The 22,673-nt window shown below is 72.2% G+C and carries 20 protein-coding genes and 2 pseudogenes; 15 read left to right on the top strand and 7 right to left on the bottom strand.

Going from position 1 to position 22,673, the window contains the following annotated elements:
- The first annotated feature begins 70 nt into the window (after positions 1-70).
- Positions 71-490, top strand: a complete 420-nt coding sequence (locus FE633_RS16390) for a VOC family protein (protein WP_138045892.1) — start codon at positions 71-73, stop codon at positions 488-490.
- Positions 491-955: 465 nt separating this feature from the next.
- On the opposite strand, the gene FE633_RS16385 is transcribed toward FE633_RS16390, so the two are convergent.
- Positions 956-1,684 carry a class I SAM-dependent methyltransferase gene (locus tag FE633_RS16385; protein WP_138045891.1) on the bottom strand — a complete coding sequence of 243 codons (729 nt, stop codon included), beginning with the start codon at positions 1,682-1,684 and terminating at the stop codon, positions 956-958.
- Between the two features lie 133 nt (positions 1,685-1,817).
- On the opposite strand from FE633_RS16385, the gene FE633_RS16380 reads away from it, so the two are divergent.
- Positions 1,818-2,984, top strand: coding sequence for a sensor histidine kinase (locus tag FE633_RS16380; protein WP_246113653.1), 1,167 nt, complete (start codon positions 1,818-1,820; stop codon positions 2,982-2,984).
- Between the two features lie 82 nt (positions 2,985-3,066).
- Positions 3,067-3,789, top strand: coding sequence for a response regulator (locus FE633_RS16375; RefSeq protein WP_138045889.1), 723 nt, complete (start codon positions 3,067-3,069; stop codon positions 3,787-3,789).
- 134 nt (positions 3,790-3,923) lie between these two features.
- Here the strand turns inward: FE633_RS16375 and FE633_RS16370 are convergent, their stop codons facing one another.
- Positions 3,924-4,799, bottom strand: coding sequence for a UbiA family prenyltransferase (locus FE633_RS16370; RefSeq protein WP_138045888.1), 876 nt, complete (start codon positions 4,797-4,799; stop codon positions 3,924-3,926).
- Positions 4,800-4,896: 97 nt separating this feature from the next.
- Between FE633_RS16370 and FE633_RS16365 the strand changes: the two genes are divergently transcribed.
- The 5 genes and pseudogenes from FE633_RS16365 (at position 4,897) to FE633_RS16345 (ending at position 9,432) form a co-directional block, all read left to right on the top strand.
- Positions 4,897-5,961 carry a type III polyketide synthase gene (locus FE633_RS16365; protein WP_138045887.1) on the top strand — a complete coding sequence of 355 codons (1,065 nt, stop codon included), beginning with the start codon at positions 4,897-4,899 and terminating at the stop codon, positions 5,959-5,961.
- 16 nt (positions 5,962-5,977) lie between these two features.
- A pseudogene (locus tag FE633_RS16360) lies at positions 5,978-6,487 on the top strand (isoprenylcysteine carboxyl methyltransferase family protein); the annotation flags it as partial.
- 143 nt (positions 6,488-6,630) lie between these two features.
- Entirely contained in the window at positions 6,631-7,647 is a 1,017-nt protein-coding gene (locus FE633_RS16355) for an NAD(P)/FAD-dependent oxidoreductase (protein ID WP_138045885.1), read from the top strand.
- Positions 7,644-7,898, top strand: coding sequence for a type 1 periplasmic-binding domain-containing protein (locus FE633_RS16350; protein ID WP_138045884.1), 255 nt, complete (start codon positions 7,644-7,646; stop codon positions 7,896-7,898). The genes FE633_RS16355 and FE633_RS16350 overlap by 4 nt, the downstream gene beginning before the upstream one ends.
- A 157-nt stretch (positions 7,899-8,055) precedes the next feature.
- Positions 8,056-9,432, top strand: a complete 1,377-nt coding sequence (locus FE633_RS16345) for a glycosyltransferase (protein ID WP_246113652.1) — start codon at positions 8,056-8,058, stop codon at positions 9,430-9,432.
- A gap of 45 nt (positions 9,433-9,477) precedes the next feature.
- Here FE633_RS16345 and FE633_RS16340 read toward each other — a convergent pair whose 3' ends face one another.
- Together FE633_RS16340 and hpnR are read right to left on the bottom strand one after the other, a co-directional pair.
- Positions 9,478-10,377, bottom strand: a complete 900-nt coding sequence (locus FE633_RS16340; RefSeq protein WP_138045883.1) for a DMT family transporter — start codon at positions 10,375-10,377, stop codon at positions 9,478-9,480.
- Positions 10,378-10,437: 60 nt separating this feature from the next.
- The gene (gene hpnR, locus FE633_RS16335) at positions 10,438-11,934 is read right to left on the bottom strand and encodes a hopanoid C-3 methylase HpnR (RefSeq protein WP_138046003.1); all 1,497 of its coding nucleotides are present in this window, start codon (positions 11,932-11,934) and stop codon (positions 10,438-10,440) included.
- Positions 11,935-12,144: 210 nt separating this feature from the next.
- Between hpnR and FE633_RS16330 the strand changes: the two genes are divergently transcribed.
- Entirely contained in the window at positions 12,145-13,026 is an 882-nt protein-coding gene (locus FE633_RS16330) for an SDR family NAD(P)-dependent oxidoreductase (RefSeq protein WP_138045882.1), read from the top strand.
- A gap of 8 nt (positions 13,027-13,034) precedes the next feature.
- On the opposite strand, the gene FE633_RS16325 is transcribed toward FE633_RS16330, so the two are convergent.
- A complete protein-coding gene (locus FE633_RS16325; RefSeq protein ID WP_138045881.1) occupies positions 13,035-14,162 on the bottom strand; it encodes a threonine synthase in 1,128 nt (375 codons plus the stop codon).
- Between the two features lie 60 nt (positions 14,163-14,222).
- Positions 14,223-15,437, bottom strand: a complete 1,215-nt coding sequence (locus FE633_RS16320; protein WP_138045880.1) for a serpin family protein — start codon at positions 15,435-15,437, stop codon at positions 14,223-14,225.
- An 82-nt stretch (positions 15,438-15,519) separates the two neighbouring features.
- Here FE633_RS16320 and FE633_RS16315 point away from each other — a divergent pair, with 82 nt between their 5' ends.
- The 6 genes from FE633_RS16315 to FE633_RS16285 all read left to right on the top strand — a co-directional run bounded on the left by FE633_RS16315 (position 15,520) and on the right by FE633_RS16285 (position 22,303).
- Complete coding sequence (locus FE633_RS16315) at positions 15,520-16,827, top strand: DUF4190 domain-containing protein (RefSeq protein ID WP_138045879.1); 1,308 nt, start codon at positions 15,520-15,522, stop codon at positions 16,825-16,827.
- Between the two features lie 147 nt (positions 16,828-16,974).
- Entirely contained in the window at positions 16,975-17,727 is a 753-nt protein-coding gene (locus tag FE633_RS16310; protein ID WP_138045878.1) for a GntR family transcriptional regulator, read from the top strand.
- Between the two features lie 451 nt (positions 17,728-18,178).
- On the top strand, positions 18,179-18,370 hold the full coding sequence (locus FE633_RS16300; RefSeq protein ID WP_138045876.1) for an SPOR domain-containing protein: 192 nt from the start codon (positions 18,179-18,181) through the stop codon (positions 18,368-18,370).
- Between the two features lie 33 nt (positions 18,371-18,403).
- On the top strand, positions 18,404-18,808 hold the full coding sequence (locus tag FE633_RS16295) for a (deoxy)nucleoside triphosphate pyrophosphohydrolase (protein ID WP_138045875.1): 405 nt from the start codon (positions 18,404-18,406) through the stop codon (positions 18,806-18,808).
- Between the two features lie 227 nt (positions 18,809-19,035).
- Positions 19,036-19,443, top strand: a complete 408-nt coding sequence (locus FE633_RS16290; RefSeq protein WP_138045874.1) for an ATP-binding protein — start codon at positions 19,036-19,038, stop codon at positions 19,441-19,443.
- A 241-nt stretch (positions 19,444-19,684) separates the two neighbouring features.
- Positions 19,685-22,303, top strand: a complete 2,619-nt coding sequence (locus FE633_RS16285) for a SpoIIE family protein phosphatase (RefSeq protein WP_138045873.1) — start codon at positions 19,685-19,687, stop codon at positions 22,301-22,303.
- Here FE633_RS16285 and FE633_RS47205 read toward each other — a convergent pair.
- Positions 22,290-22,673: pseudogene (locus tag FE633_RS47205) on the bottom strand (hypothetical protein); the annotation flags it as partial. The gene FE633_RS16285 and the pseudogene FE633_RS47205 overlap by 14 nt on opposite strands.

Raw genomic sequence — 22,673 nt, 5'->3', positions numbered from 1 at the left:
GCTCCCTTGTCACCTGTGGCTGAATAACCGAGATCGCTCCTGTTCGTGCCAGACACTGAGAGAGGTACGCATGCAGTTCAGTTTGATGGGGATGGCGTTAGCGGCGGAGAACCCGGGCAGGAGCGCGGCGTGGTACGCCGAGCACTTCGGGTTCAAGGTCGGCATCGACCTCGGGTGGTACGTGAACACGCAGCACGCCCAACACCCCAACGTGAGCCTGGACTTCGTCCAGCGGGATCACGAGTCATGGCCGCAGGCGACCCGCGGCAAGGCGGTGGTCGGCACCTTGCTGGCGTTCCTGGTCGCCGACGTGGATGCCGAGTTCGAGCGGCTGAGCGCGGCCGGGCTCGAGGTGGTCATGCCGCTGGTGACCGAGCCGTGGGGACAGCGCCGGTTCCAGGTCGCCGCGCCGGACGGGATGTTGGTGGAGGTGCTGCAGACGGTGACGCCGGATCCCCAGTGGCTGGCCGACAACGGCCTGGCCGGATGAACCGGCCCTAGACCGACACCTCACCCGGTAGGTCATGCCGTCTCTCCGCGGAGTCCGGCCTCGCCCTCAAGCCGCCTGCCGCCGGCCCGCTGGGCGGGCGTAAGCGTTACGAGGACGAGGCTCCTGATCCTCTCGTCTCGCAGCTGGCGAAGGTCACCGACGGGGAAGAAGTCGCCGCGGCTGGGGGAAGGCCAGGGACTGGAGAACGCGATCCCGACGAGGAAGCGTGGCGCCCCCACGACCGTCGCGGCCCCTACGGCCAAGGACGTCGCCGCAGGAATTGATCGTTTCCTGTCATGCCCACCCCCTCCGCAGGGCTAGGGGGCGACGCGACCCGGCATCACCAGGCCCAGTACGGCGCCGTACGCGGCGGAGGGATCCAGGCCCGTCAGCAGTCCGCCGGGCCCGGCAGACTCGGCAGTGCCCCCGCGGACAACGCCGGGCGGGCCGGCCCCGCCACGGCGGTCAGCACCCCCGTGCCTCCGTCCGGCCCTGCGGTCCGGGTGCGCGCAGATGCCGGACCCGGGCGGGCGGCAGGTTGCGCAGTACGAGGCTGTCGCCGACGCCGTACCGGGCGGTGAAACCGTCCAGCACGGCGGCCACTTCCCGCTGCCGGGCCGCCTCGGCGCGATCGGCCACCAAGGCGCGCGTCACCTGGGTCCCGAGGTACGCGAAGTACGTCAGGTGCCCGCCCGGCGCCAGGACGGAGAGGTAGCGGTCCAGGATCGTACGGACCACGTGCGGTTCGAAGTTGGCGAACGGCAGGCAGGAGACGATCACGTCGTAGCGGCCGCCCAGTTCGGCGTCTGTGATGGACTCGGCGATGATCCGGATCCGGTCGGACGCGGCCGACATGGCCGGGTCGGTACGCAGCGCCCGGTGCATCAGGTCCACGAACCGCGGGTTGATCTCCACCACGTCGAGGCGGTCGGCCGGCCCGAGGCGGCCCGCGAGTGTCCGGGTGACCGGGCCGGTGCCCGCGCCGACCTCCAGTACGGACACCGGACCGCCGAGCTCGGCGCGGGCCAGGGCCAGCGGGGCCGCCAGCCGGGCGGCCAGCGGTCGGCTGCTGGGCGCGACCGCTCCGGTGGTCCTGAAGGTGTGAGCGGCCTCACGCAGAAATGCCAACCGTCCGGGCTGGTACGGGAGTTCGAGGTCCGCGGGGGACTTGCTGGGAGCGTGCGTCAGGTCCATGGCCTTGACGCTAGGGAGCGGCGGACGGCGGTCCATCGGCCGTGCGGCGACGGCCTGCCCCGACGAAAGTAGGGGGTCGGGGTCGCCCGACTGCCGGACTTCGCAGGCCGGCCCGCTGTCTATGCTCGTGGACGTGGAGGCGAACTCGGGGAAAGCGAAGGCGAAGCGGGGCTGGCCGTGGTGGGCCGAGGCGGCGCTCGTCGGCGCGGTGGGCGTGCTGTCGGTGCAGGAGGCCTACATCGGCGCCGGGGGCACGCTGCGCACTCCGGCGGCGGCCCTGGTCGCCGCGAGCAGCCTCGCGCTCCCGCTGCGCGGCCGGTGGCCGTGGTGGGTCGCGGCGTGCAGCGTGGTCACCGCCGCCGCGTTCGGCACGGTGTGGCCGTTGCTCGTCGTGCTGTTCCACCTGGCCCAGCGGGGCCGGGGCGGCGTGGGGGCGCTGTGTGCGGCGGCGGCCCTGGCGGGAAGCCTGGTGATCCAGCCGGCCGCCAGCCTGTGGACCACCCGTACCTACGGGCCGCTCCTGCTTCCCGCGGTGGTGCTCTTGCTGGGGCTGTGGGCGGGCAGCCGCCGGCGTCTGGTCGTCTCACTCGACGAGCAGGTCCAGCACCTGCGGGTCGAACGTGAACTGCGCGCCGAGCAGGCGAGACTGGGGGAGCGGACGCGGATCGCCGCCGAGATGCACGACGTGCTGGCCCACCGCCTGACCGTCCTGGCGCTGCACACCGGTGCCCTCCAGGGCCGGGCCGAGGAACTGCCGGAGCCCGTCGTGGAACGGGTCGGGATGCTGCGCCGCACCTCCACCGAGGCGCTGGCGGACCTGCGCGAGGTGCTGGGTGCCCTGCGGGCGACCGACGCCGACGAGGTCCGGGCGACGGGGGCCCGGCCGGAGGACCTGCCGGCCCTGCTGGACGAGGCGCGAGGCGCGAGGCAGCGCGTCGAGGCGGTCATCTCGGGCGAGGCGACCGCCGTCTCCACCAGTCACCGGCTCGCGATCCACCGTGTCGTGCAGGAAGCGCTGACGAACGCCCGTAAGCACGCGCCCGGTGCCCTCGTCGAGGTCGCGGTGAGCTACGGGCCTCCCAAGTCGACGGTCGTGGTGCGCAATCGGCCGGGGACCTCGTCCGGCAGCGCTCCGGTGGCCAGCGGCTTCGGACTGATCGGACTGACCGAGCGGGTCAACGCCCTGGGCGGCAGGCTGGAGTTCGGACCGTCGGGCGCGGGTGGCTGGCGGGTGACCGCCGAGATACCGGTGGGCGCCGGTCCCTCCCATGCCGACTCGTCGCACGCCGGGGCCGCATGAGCCGGGCGGGAAGGACGGCCCGCGCCGGACGAGGCGTGGACGAGGCGGGAGCCGAGGGGAAAGGCGCGACAAGGTGAAGGGCATGACGCACGCGGACGGCGGTGCGGATGACGGTGCGCAAGGCGGTGCGGCGGAAGGCGGTGCGGGTGGCACGCTCCGCGTACTGATCGTGGACGACGACCACCTGGTCCGGCTCGCCCTCGCCGACATCCTCGACCGGGACCCGGCCCTCGCGGTGGTGGCCCAGGCGGGCGACGGCGCCGAGGCGGTCGAACTCGCGCGGACACGGCGGCCGGACGTGGTCCTGATGGACATCCGTATGCCGGGGATGGACGGCATCAGCGCCACCCGGCTTTTGCGTGCGCTGTCAGAGCCGCCCCAGGTCATTGTCCTGACCACCTTTGATCTCGACCAGTACGTCTATGACGCGCTGGCCGCGGGGGCGTCCGGCTTCTTGCTGAAGGACACCGATCCCGGCGAGATCGTCCGCGCCGTACGGATCGTGGCGGACGGCCAGGCCATGTTGCACCCGGCCGCCGCCCGCCGCCTCATCGACCGCCACTACGCGACCGCCGGCCAGGCGACGGGCCATGCGCGCTCCCTCATCGACAAGCTGACGCCACGTGAGAAGGACGTCCTGAAGCTCCTTGCCGACGGGGCGTCCAACGCGGAGATCGCCACCGGGCTCGGGATGCGCGAGAGCACGGTGAAGGCCCATGTCAGCCGCATCCTGTCGGCGCTCGAGGTGGGCAACCGGGTGCAGGCCGCGCTCTGCGCGCGGAGCGCGGGCATCGGCGGTCGTTAGGGGCTGCGCCCCCAGACCCCCGCGGTTCGCATTCGGCTGCGGGTCGGTTGTGGCTGGTCGCGCCCGCGCGGCGGAGCCGCATATGTCAGAGCCCCGCGCCCCTGAAGGGGTGCGCCCCTGCGGGAGTGGCGTTGTCATGTGATCGTGGCGCCCTGCAAGACCAGCATCGTCACATCGATGCCCGCTACTGCGATCGAGGTGATGAACGGCACCCGGGGTCGGCGGCCTCCGGCCGCCGTACCGCCCGCGGCCGTCAGTGCGGTCACCGTCAGGGCCGCCAGGCCGGCCGCATCGGCCGGTCCGGGGCGGCCGAGCGTCAGTACGGCGGAAGCCGCCACCAGCGGAACCGGCAGCAGCAGCCGCACCCTTGCCGGCCCCAGCCGCTGTGGCCAGCCGCGCACTCCGGTGGCCAGGTCGGAGGCGATGTCGGGCAGCACATTGCCCAGATGCGCCCCCACGCCCAGCAGCGCCCCCGAGGTGAGCACCCACCAGGCCGGCCACGGGCTGCCCGGCAGGCCCAGCGCGACGAAGCCGGGAAGTGCGGCGAACCCGACCGCGTACGGCAGCCAGGACAGCGCCGTCGCCTTCATCCCCAGGTTGTACGCCCATGCGGCGCCGACACCGGCGAGATGGACGGAGCCGGCGAGCGGACCGCAGGCCAGTGACAGGGGCACGCTGAGGCCCAAGGCCACGAAGGCCGCGGCCCGTACGGTCCCCGCGTCCACCACGCCGGACACCACCGGTTTGTCGAACCGCCCGCCGGCGCGGTCACGCCGGGCGTCGACCGCGTCGTTGCACCATCCCACCGACAACTGACCGGACAGCACCGCCGCGGCCACCAGCAGACAGCCGCGCCCGTCCTGCCCGGAGGTCACCGACAGTGCCGTGACCAGCAGGGTGACGGCCGCCGCCGGGACCGGATGACACGCCATCAGCATCCCGCCGAGGAAGAGGAACCCGCGGGCGCCGGTGTGCTGGTCGTGGGCGGCGGCCTGTTCGGTGGCGTCCATCCGCCTGATGGTAGGTGTTTGTGCAGAAATCAGGTGGTACGTCGACACGATGCGGGGGCAGGCATGGGGGAACCCGATGCCACGGACTGGAGCCTTGATGACCCGGATCGCAGCTGTTCACGGAGTCGTGGCGCCGCACCGGCACAGCCAGCGCGAGATCACCGACATGGTCGCCCGCACCTGCCTGCCCGCCGGCGCCGACCGGCGCGCGCTCGACCGCCTGCACCACAGCGCCCAGGTGCGCACCCGCCACACGGTGCTTCCGCTGGACCGGTACGGCGACCTCGGTGATTTCGGCACGATCAACGACACCTTCATCGCCGCGGCCGTGGAACTCGGTGCGGAGGCGGTCGCGGAGGCACTGCGTGAGGCGGGCCTGGCGCCACGCGATGTCGACCTGCTCATGTTCACCTCGGTGACCGGTATCGCCGCACCCTCCGTGGACGCTCGGCTGGCCGGGCGGCTCGGGCTGCGGCCCGACGTCAAACGACTGCCCCTCTTCGGTCTGGGGTGCGTCGCCGGGGCGGCCGGGATCGGCCGTCTGCACGACTATCTGCTGGGCCGCCCCGACCATGTCGCCGTGCTGCTCTCGGTGGAACTGTGCTCGCTGACCTTCCAGCGCACCGACGCGTCACCGGCGAACCTGATCGCCACCGCCCTGTTCGGCGACGGCGCCGCCGCCGTCGTCGCCTGCGGTGCCCGACGGCATACGGCAACCGCCTCCGGACCGACGGTGGTGGCGAGCCGAAGTCGCCTCTATCCCGACACCGAGCGGCTGTTGGGCTGGGACATCACCGGCTCGGGCTTCCGCGTCGTACTCGACCCGAGCGTGCCCGACGTGGTGCGCAAGACCCTCGCGGACGACGTCGACGACTTTCTCGCCGACCACGGCCTCAAGCGGCGCGATGTGACGGCCTGGGTGAGCCACGCCGGCGGTCCGAAGGTGCTGGAGGCGGTCGCGGAGGCGCTCGAACTGCCGGACGACGCCCTCGACATGAGCCGTCGCTCGCTCGCGGAGGCCGGCAATCTCTCGTCGGCCTCCGTGCTGCACGTGCTGCGCGACACCCTGGCCGCCGGGCGCAGACCGCCGCCGGGCACTCCCGGGGTGCTGCTCGCCATGGGGCCGGGATTCTGCACCGAACTCGTCCTGCTGCGCTGGTGAAAAGGGGAGAGAAACATTGATGTGGTACGCCCTGCTGGTGCTGGCCGTCGGCGTGGAACGCGTCGCCGAGCTCATGGTGGCCCGCCGCAACGCGCGCTGGAGCCGGGCTCGCGGCGCGGTCGAGTCCGGGCGAGGGCACTACCCCGTGATGGTGGCCCTTCACACCGGTCTGCTGGCCGGCTGCCTGGTCGAAGTGTGGGCGGCGGCCCGGCCGTTCCACCCCGCGCTCGGCTGGACCATGGCGGCCGCGGTCATCGCGGCTCAGGCCTTGCGCTGGTGGTGCGTGCGCACGCTGGGGCCGCGCTGGAACACCCGCGTGCTGGTCGTGCCCGGCCTGCCTCTGGTGGCCGGAGGCCCGTACCGATGGCTGCGCCACCCCAACTACGTGGCGGTGGTCGCCGAAGGCATCGCGCTGCCGCTGGTGCACGGGGCCTGGCTGACCGCCGCGCTCTTCACGCTGCTCAACGCCGCGCTGCTCACCGTACGCATCCGCTGTGAGGAAGCGGCGCTCGCCCCGGCGCTCGGTGCGGGCGACGCGGCGGCGCACCCCGCGCAGGGCGCCGGGATCCGCCGGCAACGGCTCACGACCGGGGGCGACTCCACGCCGCACGACAGCCGGACGGACGGCACGGCGACCGGCCGGGCCGCTGACGCCGAACGAGCCGCACCGTGATCGACCTCCTGGTGGCGGGCGGCGGGCCGGCCGGGCTGGCCACGGCGATCCACGCCGCCCGGGCGGGGATGGAGGCCGTCGTGATCGAGCCGCGCCCCGGGCCGGTGGACAAGGCGTGCGGCGAAGGAGTCATGCCGAGGGGCGTACGGTCCCTGCGCGCCCTCGGCGTCGAACCCACCGGCCGTGCGCTGCGCGGCATTCGCTATGTGGACGGTCCGCACCAGGCGCAGGCCGACTTCCGTGACGGCACCGGCCTGGGCGTTCGCCGTACCGTGCTGCACGCCGCGCTGGCCCGGCGAGCCGCCGAACTCGGTGTCCGCGTCCTGCCCGGCAAGGTCGGCGACGTACGGCAGGCCCCGGACGCGGTGACCGCCGCGGGACTGACGGCCCGGTGGCTCGTCGCGGCGGACGGCCTGCACTCTCCCGTCCGCCGGGCCCTCGGCCTGGACCTGCGGGACCGCCGGCCCCGCCGCTACGGCCTGCGGCGGCACTACCGCGTACCGCCGTGGTCGGACTTCGTCGAGGTGTACTGGTCGCGCTGCGGCGAGGCCTATGTGACACCAGTCGCGGACGACCTCGTCGGGGTCGCCGTACTCAGCACGGCGAGATGCGCCTACGGCACCCACCTGGACCGCTTCCCCGACCTGGCGTCCCGCCTCCGCGGCGGGACGCCGGTGAACCTCGTACGCGGCGCCGGACCCCTGCGGCAGCGCGTGCGCGGCAGGGTGGCCGGCCGCGTTCTGCTCGTCGGTGACGCGGCCGGGTACATCGACGCCCTCACCGGCGAGGGCATCGCGCTCGCGCTGGCGTCGGCCGAGGTGGCGGTGCGGTGCCTGCGCACGGGGCGAGCGCAGGGCTACGAGAGGGCGTGGCGGCGGCTGTCCCGCCGGCATCGCCTGATGACCGAGGCGCTCGTCCGGGTCAGCTGCCGGCCGCGCGCGTCCGGCCTGGTCGTGCCGGCGGCCTCCTGGATGCCACCGGTCTTCGCCGCGGCCGTACACGCGCTGCAGTGACCGGGCGCCACCGCGGAGCCGTGAACCTGGACTTCGCGGCGCTCGCGCGCGACTGCGTGCGGCACCTCGCCGATCTGGGGCACCGCACGATCGCCTTCGTCGACCGGTCGGAACACCTCTTCCGGTCCGGATACCAGTCCGCGCACCTGGGGCAGGAAGGGTTCGTCCGGGGCGTGACGGAGCTGGGGCTCACCGGCAGGACGTATCTCTGCGACGACGCCGCCGCCGCGGGCGAGGCGTGTCTTGGCTGAAGGCACCCGACGCCCCTCCCCGGCACGTGCTGCTGCGACCGCTGATCTGCACCCGCGCGAGTACCGGCCCCTGCAAGCCGGTCCCGGGCTCGGAGTCCTGAGACTCGGAGTCCTGCGACCCGTATCGAAGAGAGAGCGGTGGGGTACTCGTGGCGCCATGCACGACGCCTCTTCCTCGCCGCTCGACCCTCCCCGGCGGGAGGACGTGCCCTCGGTCGCGGTCCTGGTCGAGCTGATGCGGAGCGGTGCGGCCGGCGGTCATGTCAAGTGCTGGGAGCGCTTCGCCGAGACCGCGGCCCGCCACCGGGAACCCGGCACGGACGGCCTCGGGCTCGGCGGCCCCGGAGTCGATCTGACCGTCTACCTGCTGGGCGAGCGGGAAGGCATCGAGCGCCTGTCGCCGTGGGTTCGGCTCGTCACCCTCCGCCCGGTGTTCAGCACGGCGGCCGTGCTTCCGGCCGATGACGGAACGGATGTCTCGGACCTGGCTCCGTACCACCCCCGGCTCGCCGCGCTGCTGCCGCGCCACGACGTATGGCACATGACGCACAGCTTCGCGTTCGCCTCGACCGCCGGCCGGCTGGCCCGGCGCGTGGCGCGGCGAGAGTCTCGATCGAGGAGGGCGCGGCAGCCGCGGCTCGTCGCCTCGGTGCACACCGACGTTCCCGCGCTGGCCGCCGCGCACCTCCGGCACCTGCCCGACCGCATGCCCGCTGCCGTCCGGCCTGCCGGCCGCCTCGTCACGGAGGGTACGGCGGACCGTGTGAGCGCCTGGCTGCTGCGGCGCCGGGACAGAATGCTGGGGACCTGCGAGCGGGTGCTGGTCGCCACACCGGCGGAGCGCGACGAACTCGCCGGCACGCTGGGCGAGGACCGGGTCCGCCTGCTGCGTCGAGGCATCGACCGCACGCGATTCCATCCCGACTCCACGGCCCGGGCCCGGCTCGCCGAGGAGTACGGAGTTCCGGCCGGACTGCCGCTCGTCCTGTTCGTCGGACGCCTCGACGACTCGAAGCGTGTGCTGATGCTGGCCGAGAGCCTGCGCCGGATGGGTGAGGAGGGGCGAGCCGTCCATGCCGTGATGGCGGGGTCGGGCGTGGAACGGGACAGGATCGCCCAGGTCCTCGGGCAGCACGTCACCCTGCTCGGTTCGCTTCCGCAGGAGCGGCTCGCGCGTGTGTACGCGGGATGCGACATCTTCGCCTGTCCGTCCCGGACGGAGACCATAGGCAACGCCGTCGCCGAGGCGATGGCGAGCGGACTGGCCGTGTTCCTGCCCGAAGGCGCCCGGACGACGCAGTGGCTGACCGCTCCGGGAGAGGACGGCATCGTGGTCCGCCGCGACGACATACAGGGCTGGTCGGAGGCGCTCGGCACACTGATGGACCGGCCCCGACAGCTCCGGGCGGTGGCCCGCCGCGCGGCCGAAACGGCCCGCAACGAGCATCCTTCCTGGGACCAGGTCCTCGCCGAGGATCTGCTCCCCGTCTGGCGCGGTCCGTCGATGTCGCGGCACGGCGCGCACGCGGCCTGAGGGAACGGGAGCGGGTGGACGGGAGCGGGTGGACGGGAGCGGGGATCACGGTCGAGGTTCGTCGGGCGCCCGGCCCGTGTCGCGCTCCATTCGGTGGAGTGCGGCGATCTGTGGGGAGGAGTCCAGGCTCACGATTCCCGCGGTCACCATCACAAGTCCGAGCACGGTGAAGCCGGTGACCGGCCAGCCGGAGTGGATCGTCTCGCCGAAGAGCGTGGTGCCGACCGTGATGGCGACCGCCGGCTCGGTCGCGTCGATCACGGTCATGCCGGCGGCCAGCGGCCCCTGCTGGAAGGCGCTCTGGATGAGCAGCAGCCCGCCCGCACTCGCGACGACGAGGGCGTACGTCTGCCAGGTGGAGAGTGTCGCGCCCAGGCCCTGCTTGAGCCGGTCGACCGTCGTGGCCAGGAGGACCGACTGGGTGCCCATGACCGCTCCGGCGGCCAGCGCCACGGCCGAGGCACGCCAGGGACCGTGCAGCGCTCTCGCGGCCGTCAGCGCGCAGGCGACCAGCGCTCCGGTCGCGCCCAGGACCAGGAGCCAGGACACGAGATCCGGCGCGTCCGGGTCACCACCGTGCGGACGGGCCGATACCAGGGCGAGTGCCAGCCCCGCGGCCACCGCGAGGGTGCCGAGCCAGGCCTGGGCGCCCAGCCGCATGCGGTGCAGTCGCGCGGACAGCGGCACGGCGAAGATCAACTCGGCGACGATCAGCGGTTGCACCAGGCTCAGCGGGCCGAAGGCCAGGGCGAGGGACTGGAAGCCGTACGCCAGTACCGCCAGGCCGATCCCGGTGAGCCACAGGGGCTCCCGGGCCAGCCGGAACAACAGACGGAAGGAGAGCGACTCGGTGTCCGGCCGTGCGCTGGCCGCCCGCTGTTGCAGCACCCCGGCGACGGCGAAGCAGGCACCCGCGGCGAGCGCGGCGAGGACGGCGATCGGCATTCCGGGTCCTGCTCCTTCGCGGCACGCTGCGTGTCGGGCGACGGCTGGAAGTCGAGGCCGTCAGTCGGTGGCTCCCGGGTTGCGCGTGTGCGTCGGTCCCCGGTGGTGGACGTACAGGAGACGGCGGTCACCGACATCGACGGGCCGGCGCTCCGGCAGCTCGAAGCGGACGGGGCGCTGGTGGTCGGCGAGCTGCCGGCGCGGGTTGTAGACCTGGTTGAACTTCCACAGCATGCGGGCGAAATTGGTCTGCCCGTGCAGCAGGTTGCGGCCCAGGGCGCGGGCCGCGCCGAAGGCGGTACGCACTCCCAGGTGCTTGCGGTTGATGACGGCCTGGGTGCGGACGAGCTCCCGGTAGAACTGGTCCAACGGCAGCGCGGTGGGGACCACGGCGTGCTGGATGTCGAAGAGGCGGTAGTCCCGGGTGGTGAGCCGTCGCGACTCGGTGTGCCAGATCTCCGTACCGGGATAGGGCGTCATCACGGTGAAGTGGACGATCTCCGGTACGGACAGCGCGAATTCGCGCACGATCCGGAAGCGCTCCATGTCCCAGGCGGGGTCGACGATCAGGTTGATCGCCACCTTGATGCCCAGCTTCCGGGCCACCTCCAGGGCCCGGAAGTTCTCGTCGGGACTGATCCTCTTGCGGAACAGGTCGAGCCCCTCCGCGTCGATGGCCTCCATCCCGAGGAACATGTAGCGCAGCCCCAGCCGTGACCAGCGCTCGAAGACCTCGGGATGCCGCAGGAGCACATCGCTGCGCGTCTCCAGGTAGTACTGCTTGCGGATGCCCCGGCGTTCCACCTCGGCGGCGATGGCGTCGCCGTGTTCGGGCCGGATGAAGGCGACGTCGTCGACGATGAACACATTGGGTTCGCGGATGCTCGCCAGGTCGTCGGCCGCCGCCTGGGGGGACGCCTTGCGGTAGCTGCGGCCGTAGAACGTCCACGCGGAGCAGAACGAGCAGTCCCACGGGCAGCCGCGGGTGAATTCGACCGAGGCGCACGGGTCGAGTTCGCCGATGAAGTACCGGCGGCGGTTGCGCATCAAGTCCCGTGCGGGCAGCGGGGCGTCGATGCTCTCGAGCATCCGGGGCGCCGGCCCCCGGCCGCTCGCGGTGACGAGCCCGGGAACCTCGTCCACGGCTCCGTCACCGATCGCCTCCAGCAGCGGCGCGATCACCGGCTCGCCCTCGCCGCGCACCACCGCGTCCACCGAGCCGCCCGCCTGTTCCAGCACGTCCTCGGCGACGAAGGAGACACTGTGGCCGCCGAAGAAGACGAAACAGCCGGGGACGGTCTGCTTCGCCTGCGCCGCCAGGTCGATGGCCTCCGGGATGTTCGCCAGGTAGTTCAGGGAGATCCCGAGAGCCTCCGGCCGGAAGGACCTCAGTTCCCTCATCAGCAGGGACCGGTCGAGCACTTGAAGGTCCACGACACGGACCTCGTGACCCGCGTCGCGCGCGGCGCCCGCCACTCGTTCGAGACCGAGCGGCTCCAGTCTCAGAAAGATCTCGGAGTACATCAGGGCGCTGGGGTGGACGAGCAGGAGACGCATCATCGCCTCGCCACGAACTCGGGGACAGGGGGGTCCCCTTCGTATCCCGGTAAACCCGCGGGGAGTACCGCCAGTCAGCGGTACCGGACGCTGCTGAAGGGTGGTTTCCTGCGCGCGGACACGGGTGACTGCGCATCTGCGCACCGCCGACGGTCCGGCGCCGGGTAGGGGAACGGGGGCGACGTAGACCGAAGCGCAGGGAGACAGGCGATGACGCAGTCCGGCTCCACCTACAACGCTGAGGCGAGACCCGGTGATCCTCGCCCGGCGGCCCCGCCCCGCCCCGCGAGGGTGGTGAGGAGGCAGGCGCCGGTCCGGCGCGGCGGCCCGCGGGTGGCGCTGGTGACGGGCGCGTCCTCGGGAATCGGTGCCGCGATCGCGCGACGCTTCGCCGAGGGGGACGGCGCGGGCCGGGGCAAGGGTGAGTGGCAGCTGTTGCTCAGCGGCCGGGACCGGGACGGGCTGGAGAAGACGGCCGCCGGTACGACGGCCAGGATTCTGCCCGCCGACCTCGCCGCTCCGGACGGTCCTCGCCTGCTGGCCGAGTCCGCGCTCGGCATGGCCGGACAGATCGACCTGCTGGTAGCCGGGGCGGGGATCGGCTGGGCCGGGCCCTTTGTGTCCATGCCGCACACGGCCATCGACCGGCTGCTGTCCGTGGACCTGAACGCGACGCTCCACCTGGTACGGGCGGTGCTGCCCTCCATGGTGGCGGCCGGCCGCGGACGCGTCGTGCTCATCGGATCGGTCGCGGGGATGGTGGGTGTACGGGAGGAAGCGGTGTACTCGGCCGCCAAGGCCGCCGTCGCCGCCTTCGCCGAGGCGCTGCGGCAGGAGCTGCGCGGCACCGGCACCGGAGTGACGCATGTCGTGCCGGCGGCCGTGGACACGCCGTTCTTCGAGCGGCGTGGCGCCCCCTACCAGCGCTCCTGGCCGTGCCCCGTCCCGGCCGGCGAGGTGGCCGACGTCGTCTGGGATGCCGTCCGGCACGGACGCGAGGACGCCTACGTACCGTCCTGGCTCCATCTGCCCGGTCGCGTACGCGGTGCCGCTCCCGGCCTGTACCGGCGGCTGCTGCACCGCTTCGGTTGAAGCCCGCGTCAAGGGCCCGACGATTCCTCTTCCGCCCGCGCGAGTCCCGTCTTCAGTCCCGCTCCGCACAGCGGCACGACAGCCGTACGGTTCCCCGGCACGCCCTCCCTGACGGCCGCCCAGCAGGCGACCCCCGTCGACTCGACGTACAGCCCGCGCGAGGCCAAGTCCCGCTGGGCGTGCCGGATCTGGTCCTCGGTCACCGTGAGGAAGGCGCCCCCGGACTCGCGGACCGCCCGCAGGATCTGCCGGGCGCGCGGCGGGCTCGGGATGGCGATGCCCTCCGCGACGGTGGGGGCCATCGGCGTGACCCCGACGAGGTCGTCCGCGCCCTCTTCCCAGGCGTGGGCGAGGGGCGCCACCGCGGCGGACTGGACCGCGTACAGCGCGGGCCGCCGGTCAATCAGTCCCGCCGCGTACAGCTCGGCCACCGCGAGAGCGGCGCCCAGCAGCAGCGTTCCGTTGCCGACGGGCACGACGAGCACCTCGGGAAGCCGTCCGCCGAGGTCCTCCCAGAGTTCGTGGACGTAGGTCTTCGTGCCGTGCAGGAAGTACGGGTTGAAGACATGGCTGGCGTAGAACGTGCCCTCCTCGTCCGCCGCCGCCCGGGCCGCCCGCGCGGCAGCCTCCCGGTCGCCGGGGACCACTTCGAGCCGGGCCCCGTGTGCTCCGATCTGCTCCAGCTTCTTGGCTGACGTACCGTCAGGAACATATACCGTGCAGGGCAGTTGTGCGCGGGCGCAGTACGCGGCGATCGCCGTGCCCGCGTTGCCGCTGCTGTCCGCGACGACCCGGCGCGGGCTCAGTCGCAGCGCCAGCTCGGCCAGCATCACCGCCCCGCGATCCTTGAACGAGAGCGTCGGCATCAGGAAGTCCAGTTTGGCCGAAACGCCGTCATTCAGGGGGATCAGCGGTGTACGACCCTCGCCGAGTGACACCGACGGCGTGGCCAGGGGCAGGCACTCGGCGTACCGCCACAGTGAATTCACCCGGCCCACAAGGGACTTGAGGGAAGCCGGGGTCGGAGCGAAGTCGAGGTCGAGCGGGCCGCGACAGGCCGGGCAGCACCAGGCGAGCGAGTCCATGGGGACACGCGTGCCGTCCCTCGGGCAGAAGCGATCCGGCAGTGGAGTCATGTACGCAGACTAGAGGGGTCGATTGGTGGCGTTGTGTCATGACTGGCACACGCCGCTGTGTCACGTCCGTGAAGGCGAGCGGCGGTCGTCGTCCTCGCGGTACGGCTTCGGGTCGGTGACCCAGCCCGCCGCGAGCACGAGGCCCGAGGAGCGGTTCAGGGCGAGGAAGCCGAAGGGGCGATCGAACGTGGCGTCGATCGTGGTGGTCGTGTAACGCAGCTCGGGTATCCCGCCCCCGGGTGCGGCGGCGAGCGCCGTCACGGACGCCGCCCGGAAGCCGAGGGCGCCGAACGTGGCCGTGGTGGACTGCTGGGCAGACCCCACGCACAGGGGCTGGTCGCTGATGCCCGGGAAGTGTCCCTGCGAGTCGTCCCGCGCCGTGGTGAGGCCGAACAGGCCGTGCAGGTGCAGCAGATCGTGGTCGGCGGACAGGTCGAAGGCGACGGTGGTGACGTCCAGGGACGGCGGCTGAGGCGTCACGCAGCGCTCCTTCTCCACCCGGAGGCCGGGGCCCGCCTCGCCGTACGGCAGTTCGTGTCCCGGGACGACCGCATGGCGCAGGCCCAGCACGTCCACGCCGGCGCCCAGCACCTGCCCGGGGCTCATCCGCTCCTCGCCGAGCAGAAGGTGGACGTCGATGCCGGTATTGCCCAGCACCTTCAGCTCGGTGACGGCCCCGTACGGGGTGTCCGCGACCCCGACCCGGTCCAGCAGACGGGTCGAGCGGCGCAGACCCAGCAGCGTCCGCTTCTGCCACGGCCCGCTGTGCGGCCGGACGGGGTACTCCTGGAACGGGCGGAACCATTCGGTGCGCAGGGCGAGCGCGCTCGCGAGAACCATCTCGGTCCGGTCGGTCAGGGGTACGGGCATCCGCTCGATCAGGCCGCCGGTCCGCTTGGCCGCCCAGGCGTCCAGGGCTTCCCTGTCGGTCTCCTCGCGACCCGTGAGCACCCCGTGCACCGCCGTCGGCAGCCCCGCCTCCCACTCCTCCCGCAGTTCCAGCGTCCGCTTGGTCCACAGTCCGACGGCCGAGTCCAGCCCCCGCATCCCGTCCATCGCACTCAGCAACTCCCGCCCCGCGGCTGCCGCTTCTCCGGCCGGCAGGTCCACCGCCTCCGCGAGCTCCGTACGTGCCGGGCCCGCCGCTCCGTCCGCCAGGAGGGCGAGGAGCGGCCACACCCCGGCCGCCGAGAAGACCGTGCCGCCGGATGACGCCCCGGCCCACCGGGTCGTCAGCTCGTTGACAGCCCGTATCGCCCGGTTCGTCACTTGCATTCCGCCCCCCACCGCACCGCGCTTACGATGCGCCCTGTCGTACGTCAGTTCTTGAACCACTTGGACGAGGAGCACGGTACTAGTGGACACACCCCCGCCCCCTGGGCCACAGCAGCCCCAAGGCGGGCCGTACCCGCCGCAGGGCCCGTACGGCGCGTACCCCGGCCAGGGCCAGGGCCAGGGAGAGGGGCAGGGCCAAGGGCCGTACGGCCAGGGCCAGGCGCAGAGCCCGTACGGCCAGGGCCAAGGACCGGGCCCGTACGGCCAGGGGCAGGGACCGGGCCCGTACGGCTATCAGCCCTGGGGCCAGGGCTACTCCCCGTACAACCGCCCGACGCCCGTCAACGGCTTCGCGATCGCCGCGCTCGTGCTCGGCATCCTCTGCTTCCTGCCGCTCTTCGGGCTGGTCCTCGGCTGGGTCGCGCTGGCGCAGATCAAGAAGAAGGGTGAGCGCGGCAAGGGTATGGCGCTCGCCGGGATGATCCTTTCCGGGGTCGGCGCCGCGTTCCTCGTGCTGGGGCTGGTCACCGGCGCCACGGGCGACTTCTGGGAGGGCTTCAAGGAGGGGGCGCAGGACGCGCGGGAGAACGGCGCGGCCTTCACCGTGGACAAGGGCGAGTGCTTCGACACCACCGACGGCTCGCTGGAGGGCATGGCGTACGACGTCGACACCGTGCCGTGCGAGGGCAAACACGACGGTGAGGTCTTCGCGAACTTCAAGATGGCGGCGGGCAGTTACCCCGGCGACGCCGCCGTCACCCGGGCCGCCGACGACAAGTGCTACACGCTCCAGTACGCCTACGCGATGGACTCCTGGGCGGTGCCGGACAACGTCGACATCTACTACTTCACCCCGACCCGGGAGAGTTGGAGCCTGGGCGACCGCGAGATCAGCTGCCTGTTCGGCAACACGGACGAGAAGGGCAGCCTGACCGGCTCGCTGCGCCGTGACGCGACCACGCTGGACGCCGACCAGCTCGTGTATCTGAAGGCGGCCAACGTCCTCAACGAGGCGATGGACACGGCGCCCGACGAGGAGTACGTCGAGGACGACCTGCCCGGTCACAAGCAGTGGGCGACCCGGGTCTCCAGCGCCCTCACCCAGCAGGCCGGGATGCTCCGCGACCACGAATGGTCCGCCGACGCGCGGGAGCCGGTCGCCGCGCTCGTCCAGAAGATCGAGGCGTCCCAGAAGGAGTGGGCGAAGGCGGCCAAGGCCCCTGACGCGGACGTCTACTACGAGCACTACGACAAGGGCGCGGACCTGATCGACCCCAAGGTGACGGTCACCGCGCGCAAGGCTCTGGGCCTCGCCACCGACCCGCCGGACTCCTACGAGGACGGTGGTGACAGTGGTGGCGGCAGCGGGGGTGGCGGCGCCGAGGTGTGACGGCGGCCATACCGGGGAGAAAGTGCCTGCGTAAAGCCCACTGCGGGCCGATGTCATCACTTCGAGTGATTCTCTGGCCTTTGCTTGCCTGTCACAACCCAGGGTTGCCACGCTGTTGCTGTCTGTACAACCTGATGGGAGCGGCCAGTGACTTTCGGTGAGCAGCCGGCGTACCTCCGCGTCGCGGGTGATCTCCGCAAGAAGATCGTCGACGGCTTGCTGCCACCGCACACCCGGCTCCCGTCCCAGGCCAGGATCCGCCAGGAGTACGGGGTTTCGGACACGGTCGCCCTGGAGGCCCGCAAGGTGCTGATGGCGGAGGGGCTGGTCGAGGGGCGCTCGGGGTCCGGCACATACGTGCGCGAGCGGCCCGTACCCCGTCGGGTCGCCCGCTCCGGGTACCGGCCGGAGAGCGGCGCGACCCCGTTCCGTCAGGAGCAGGCCGAGGCCGAGGTGCGCGGCACCTGGGAGTCGCACAGCCGGCAGGCCGAGGCGGCCGGTGCGATCGCCGAGCGGCTCGGCGTCCAGCCGGGCGACCGCGTGATGTGCACGAGGTACGTGTTCCGGGACGCGGGCGAGACGATGATGCTCTCCACGTCCTGGGAGCCCCTCGCCGTCACGGGTCGTACGCCGGTGATGCTCCCCGAGGAAGGCCCTCTCGGCGGCATGGGCGTGGTCGAACGCATGGCGGCCATCGACGTGATCGTGGACAACGTCACGGAGGAGGTGGGCGCGCGGCCCGGCCTCGCCGAGGAGTTGGCCGCGCTGGGGGGTGTCCCGGGGCACGTGGTGCTTGTCATCCAGCGCACGTTCTACGCGTCCGGGCGCCCGGTGGAAACGGCGGACGTGGTCGTACCGGCGGACCGCTACCGGATCGCCTACCACTTGCCGGTGAGATAACCCGCAACGCCCTGGGACTCGCCCCCGCCGCCCCTACCCGTCCCATCCCTGGGGGCTGCGCCCCCAGACCTCCGCGTAAATTCAGCCCCTCTGGGGGCACCTCCCAGCGGTAGCTGGGGGAGTTTGAGGAGCGGGGGTCCGGGGGCCGGCCCCCGGGAACGGGGTCTGGGGCGGAGCCCCAGAAGGATGGGACGGGTAGGGGCGGCGGGGGCGGAAGAAACGGGTCGGACCCACACGGCTGCGCCGCCGCCAGGCGAGCCTCTGCCATCAGTTGGGTGAGGGGGCGCATACGCGAGTGTGCGCCCCCTGCGTCGTGGCTGGTTGCGTGCCTCTTTGTGAAAAGCCGTATTCGCTGCGTGAAGGTTAGGCGTAGGCTCGGGCATATGCGGATTGCGGTTTCCTTAGCCAGCGGGGTGCGGCGCCAACCGGGGACGGGAAGCGGAGGGGTGCGATGAATGACGGCACGATCACACTTCCCTGGCTCGTCGTCCGGCAGGACGACAACGGCAACCGCTACCGCGTCGGCAGGTACGCGACCAGGGCCGAGGCCCAGAAGATCGCGGACAGTCTCGGGGAGCGGGGCCACAAGCAGCTCTACTGGATCGAGCGAATCGGGCAGAACGGGCAGAACGGGATCCAGTGATGGTGCTCCTGCGGCTCCCGTAGGCTCCGGCGCATGACGGAACGGATCGTGGTGGTCGGAGCCGCCGTGTTGAGCGAGGGGCGACTCCTCGCCGCGCGCCGGAGCGCGCCCCCGGAGTTGGCCGGGCGCTGGGAACTGCCCGGCGGCAAGGTCGAACCCGGCGAAGCCCCCGAGCGGGCCCTCGTGCGTGAACTGCGCGAAGAACTCGGCGTAGAGGCGGAGCCGCTCGCGCGGATCCCGGGGGAGTGGCCCCTGAAGTCCCCGTACACCCTCCATGTGTGGACCGCCCGTCTGCTCCCCGACTCGGGGGGCCCGAAACCCCTTGAGGACCACGACGAGCTGCGCTGGCTGACGGCGGACGAGATCTGGGACGTGGACTGGCTGGATCAGGACGTACCGGCCGTGATGGAGGTCGCGCGCAGGGCCTGGGACACCTGAGCTCTGCCACACCGGAGGGCTCCCGCACCCCAGTTGGCCTTGTGAGATGCGCGACACCCACCGTACGTGGGACCCTCGGGCGCGTGGGGCGCATGTGGTACCTGGGGTGTGCGCGTCGTACGCCGTATGTGCCGCGGTGCGCTCCCGTGCGCGGTACTGCACCCGGAATATCGGGTATGTGCCCATTAGCCCCATGAAACCGGACAAGGTCCGCTTCTGGCTCGGGAGTGATCTGCGTGATCCACACCGAAGGCGACAGCGCCGAGTGGACCTTCCCCGCGGATCCCACTGCCGTACGGACCGCCCGCACCGTCGTCCGGAGCCAGTTGCGCACCTGGGGGCTCGACTCCCTCTGCGACGTGACCGCGCTGCTGGTCAGCGAACTGGTCACCAATGCCCTGCGGCATGCCACGGGCCCCATCGGCGTACGTCTCGTACGGCCTTCGGAACCGCTCGGCGCCTTGCTGGTGGAAGTCTCGGACCCGCTGCCGAACCCGCCCCTCGAACGGGTCGCGCACCCCGAGGACGAGGGCGGACGCGGACTCCAACTCGTGGCGTCCTCCTCGCGGCGCTGGGGTACCCGACCCGGCGAGACGGGTAAGACGGTGTGGTTCGAACTGGGCCCGCCGTACTGAACGGGAGCCACTTACGGACACGCCGGGGCGAGTTGGTCGTGAGGGCCGAGGGGACTCTGTGATTCGACGGGGTGCGCCCTGGTTAGAAGACTGGGAGTGTTTGTCGCGGCCGGTCCAAAAAGCATCGGGACCGTGCTGTGATCGTGAACACCGTGTTGTGCGGCACCGTAGTGCTGGATACTGCGGGCAGCCGCCCCCGGTGACCGGTGCCGGACGCGGTGAGCTGGAGGGGACGGTTCGCGTGAGCGAGATACCAGCGAAGGCCACGGAGACGACGGAGTCCACGGAGTCCGCGGACCCGGCGGGCGGCGCATGGGCCGATGTGGCAGCTTATGGTGCCGTGGAGGCGCCGGGCGACGTGACATGGCAGAGCAGTCCGCCCGGATCGATTTACGACTACATCAAGGTCGCCTCGTTCTCGATCGGCCCCGACGGCCTTGTCGAGCAGTGGAGTCTGCGGGCCGAGCAGGTCTTCGGCATCCCCGCCGAGCGGGCCGTGGGAATGGACCCGATCGAGGCCTTCGTCGCCGCGGATCTACGCGCGCAGGGGCAGCGGAAGATGGCCGAGATCCTCGACGGCCGGGAGTGGACCGGTGTGGTCCCCTTCCAGATGCCCGACCCCGAGGGGTTGGGCAAGGGCACCGAGGGACTCGCCGAGGTCTACGTCATGCCGACGCGTACGCAGGAGGGCGAGCGAGCCGCCCTCTGTATCGTCGTGGACGTCCGCACGTTGCGTCAGATCGAGACGGATCTCGCTGCTTCGCAGGCGATTTTTGGTCAATCCCCGTTCGGTTTTCTGCTGATTGACACAGAACTGAAGGTCCGCCGTGCCAACGAGCGGTTCGCCCTGGTCTTCGGCGGCACGGTCGACGACCACCGTGGGCGCACCGTCAGGGACTATCTGCCGCAGGGTGAGGCCGACCGTGTCTCCGCGACCCTGCGCCGCGTCCTGGAGACCGGCAACTCCGTCACCGACATGCTGGTCTCGGGCACCGTGCCCGGCTCCTCCGAGCGCCGCAACTGGTCCGTCAACCTCTATCGCGTACAGAGCGGTTCGGGCCGGCCGATCGGTATCGCCTGGCTGGGTACCGACATCACCTCACGCCGCGCGGCCGCGCGCGAGGCCGCCGCCGCCCGGCGCAATCTCGCCCTCCTCAACGAGGCCGGCGCGCGCATCGGCAACTCGCTCGACCTGGAGACCACGGCCCGCGAACTCCTCGACGTGGCCGTCCCCGGCTTCTGCGACCTCGCCTCCGTCGACCTCTACCAGGGGCTTCTCGCCGGCGACGAGACCCCGCCCGGGCTCGCCGACGGCAGCGCCGAGCTGCGCCGGGTCGCCTTCGCGAGCGCCGTCGCCGACGCGCCCTTCCTCAGCGGCCCCGAGCCGGTGAACGTCGGCGCCGTCCACCACTTCGCCTTCAACTCGCCCTGCGCGGACGCCCTGCGCACCGGCCGCCCGCAGTCCGTCCCCGGGGAGGACGGCGGCCTCATCCAGTCCACGCTCGCCGTGCCGATGGTCGCGCACGACACCGTCGTCGGCATCGTCCAGTTCTCGCGTACGAAGGGCAGCGAGCCGTTCGACGAACGCGACCGCGCGCTGGCCGTCGAACTCGCCGCGCGCGCCGCGGTCTGCATCGACAACGCGCGCCTGTACCGCCGTGAGCACGAACGCGCCCTGATACTGCAGCGATCCCTTCTGCCCCCCGGCGACCCGGAGGCCTCCGGCCTCGACATCGCCTGCCGCTACCTCCCCGGAAACGCCGCGACCGAGGTGGGCGGCGACTGGTTCGACGTCATAGAACTCCCCGGTCACCGCACGGCGTTGGTCGTCGGCGACGTGATGGGCCGCGGCCTGCGCGCCGCCGTCGCCATGGGCGAACTCCGCACAGCGGTACGGACCCTGGCACTGCTCGACCTCGAACCGGCCGAGGTGCTCTCGGCATTGGATGAGATCGCCCGCGGCCTCGGCACGCCCGGCGGCATCCAGCAGGCCACCCGCACCGCCGGCCGCCAGTCGCAGCGGGACGCCGACCTTTCCGAGGTCTACCTCGCGACCTGTGTGTACGCGGTCTACGACTCGGTCACGCGCCGCTGCACCTTCGCCAACGCGGGCCACCTGCCACCGGTGCTGGTGGAGCCCGGCGAGAGCGCGCTGATGCTCGACGTGCCGCCCGGGATGCCGCTCGGCGTCGGCGGCGAGCCGTTCGAGGAGGTCGAGGTCGAACTGCCGGAAGGCGCCCTCCTCGCGCTCTACACCGATGGACTGGTCGAATCCCGCGACCACCCGCTGGACGAGGGCCTGCAGGCCTTCGTCGGCGCGCTGACGGATCCCTCGCAGCCCCTGGAGGACGTCTGCGACCACGTCCTCAACACCCTCGACACGCACCACGGCGAGGACGACATCGCGTTGCTGATGGCACGTGTCCAGGGCCTGCCGACCGAGTCCGTCGGCGACTGGACCCTGCCGCGTGAGCCCCGCAGCGTGGGCCGGGCGCGCGAGTACGCCCGCGGCCAGCTTCTGAGCTGGGGTCTGGAGCCCCTGGTCGAAACGGCGGAGCTCCTGGTCAGCGAGCTGGTGACCAACGCTCTGCGCTACGGCGAGGGCGAGATCAGGCTCCGGCTGCTGCTCGACCGCACGATGGTCTGCGAGGTCTGGGACGCCGGACTCGTCCAGCCCCGCCGCCGCCGCGCCCGGGACACGGACGAGGGCGGTCGCGGCCTCCAGCTCGTCGGCCTGCTGAGTGCGGCGTGGGGCTCCCGCCGTACGCCCCGCGGCAAGACGGTGTGGTTCGAACTCCCCCTCCCCAACGGCCAGACGAGCCTCACGGACCCGGCCGAGGCGCTGCTCAGTCTGTTCTGAGGCCCCGCCTCGCACGGGTCGCGGGCCCGCCGAAGCTCGCGGGCGGGCCTCCGTCGGGGCGCCCGCCCAGGAGGATCCCGCCGAGGACGGCACCACCGGTGCCGTCCGCCTGCCGCGGCGATCCGGCGTACGGGTTCCCATGGGTGCGTACGTCGCTCTCGGCGAGCTCGCGGGCCTGGTGAGCCACGGCGTCGGCCCGCAGGCAGTCCTCTGCCGAGGGACCCGCGTCCGGGGCGAGCAGTCGTTGCGCCTCCGCCAGCCGGGTCCGGGCCGCGCCGCCGACCGCGCCCCGGTGCGTGGTGACGAAGCCGGCCGCGGCGGCGGTGGCGCTGCGCGCGGTGATCAGGGCCGCGGCCAGGACGGCGTCGGC

Source organism: Streptomyces montanus (assembly GCF_005786655.1).
Lineage (GTDB): Bacteria > Actinomycetota > Actinomycetes > Streptomycetales > Streptomycetaceae > Streptomyces > Streptomyces sporangiiformans.
Note: the sequence above shows the minus strand (reverse complement) of the source record. Positions and strands in the feature narration are given on the sequence as shown.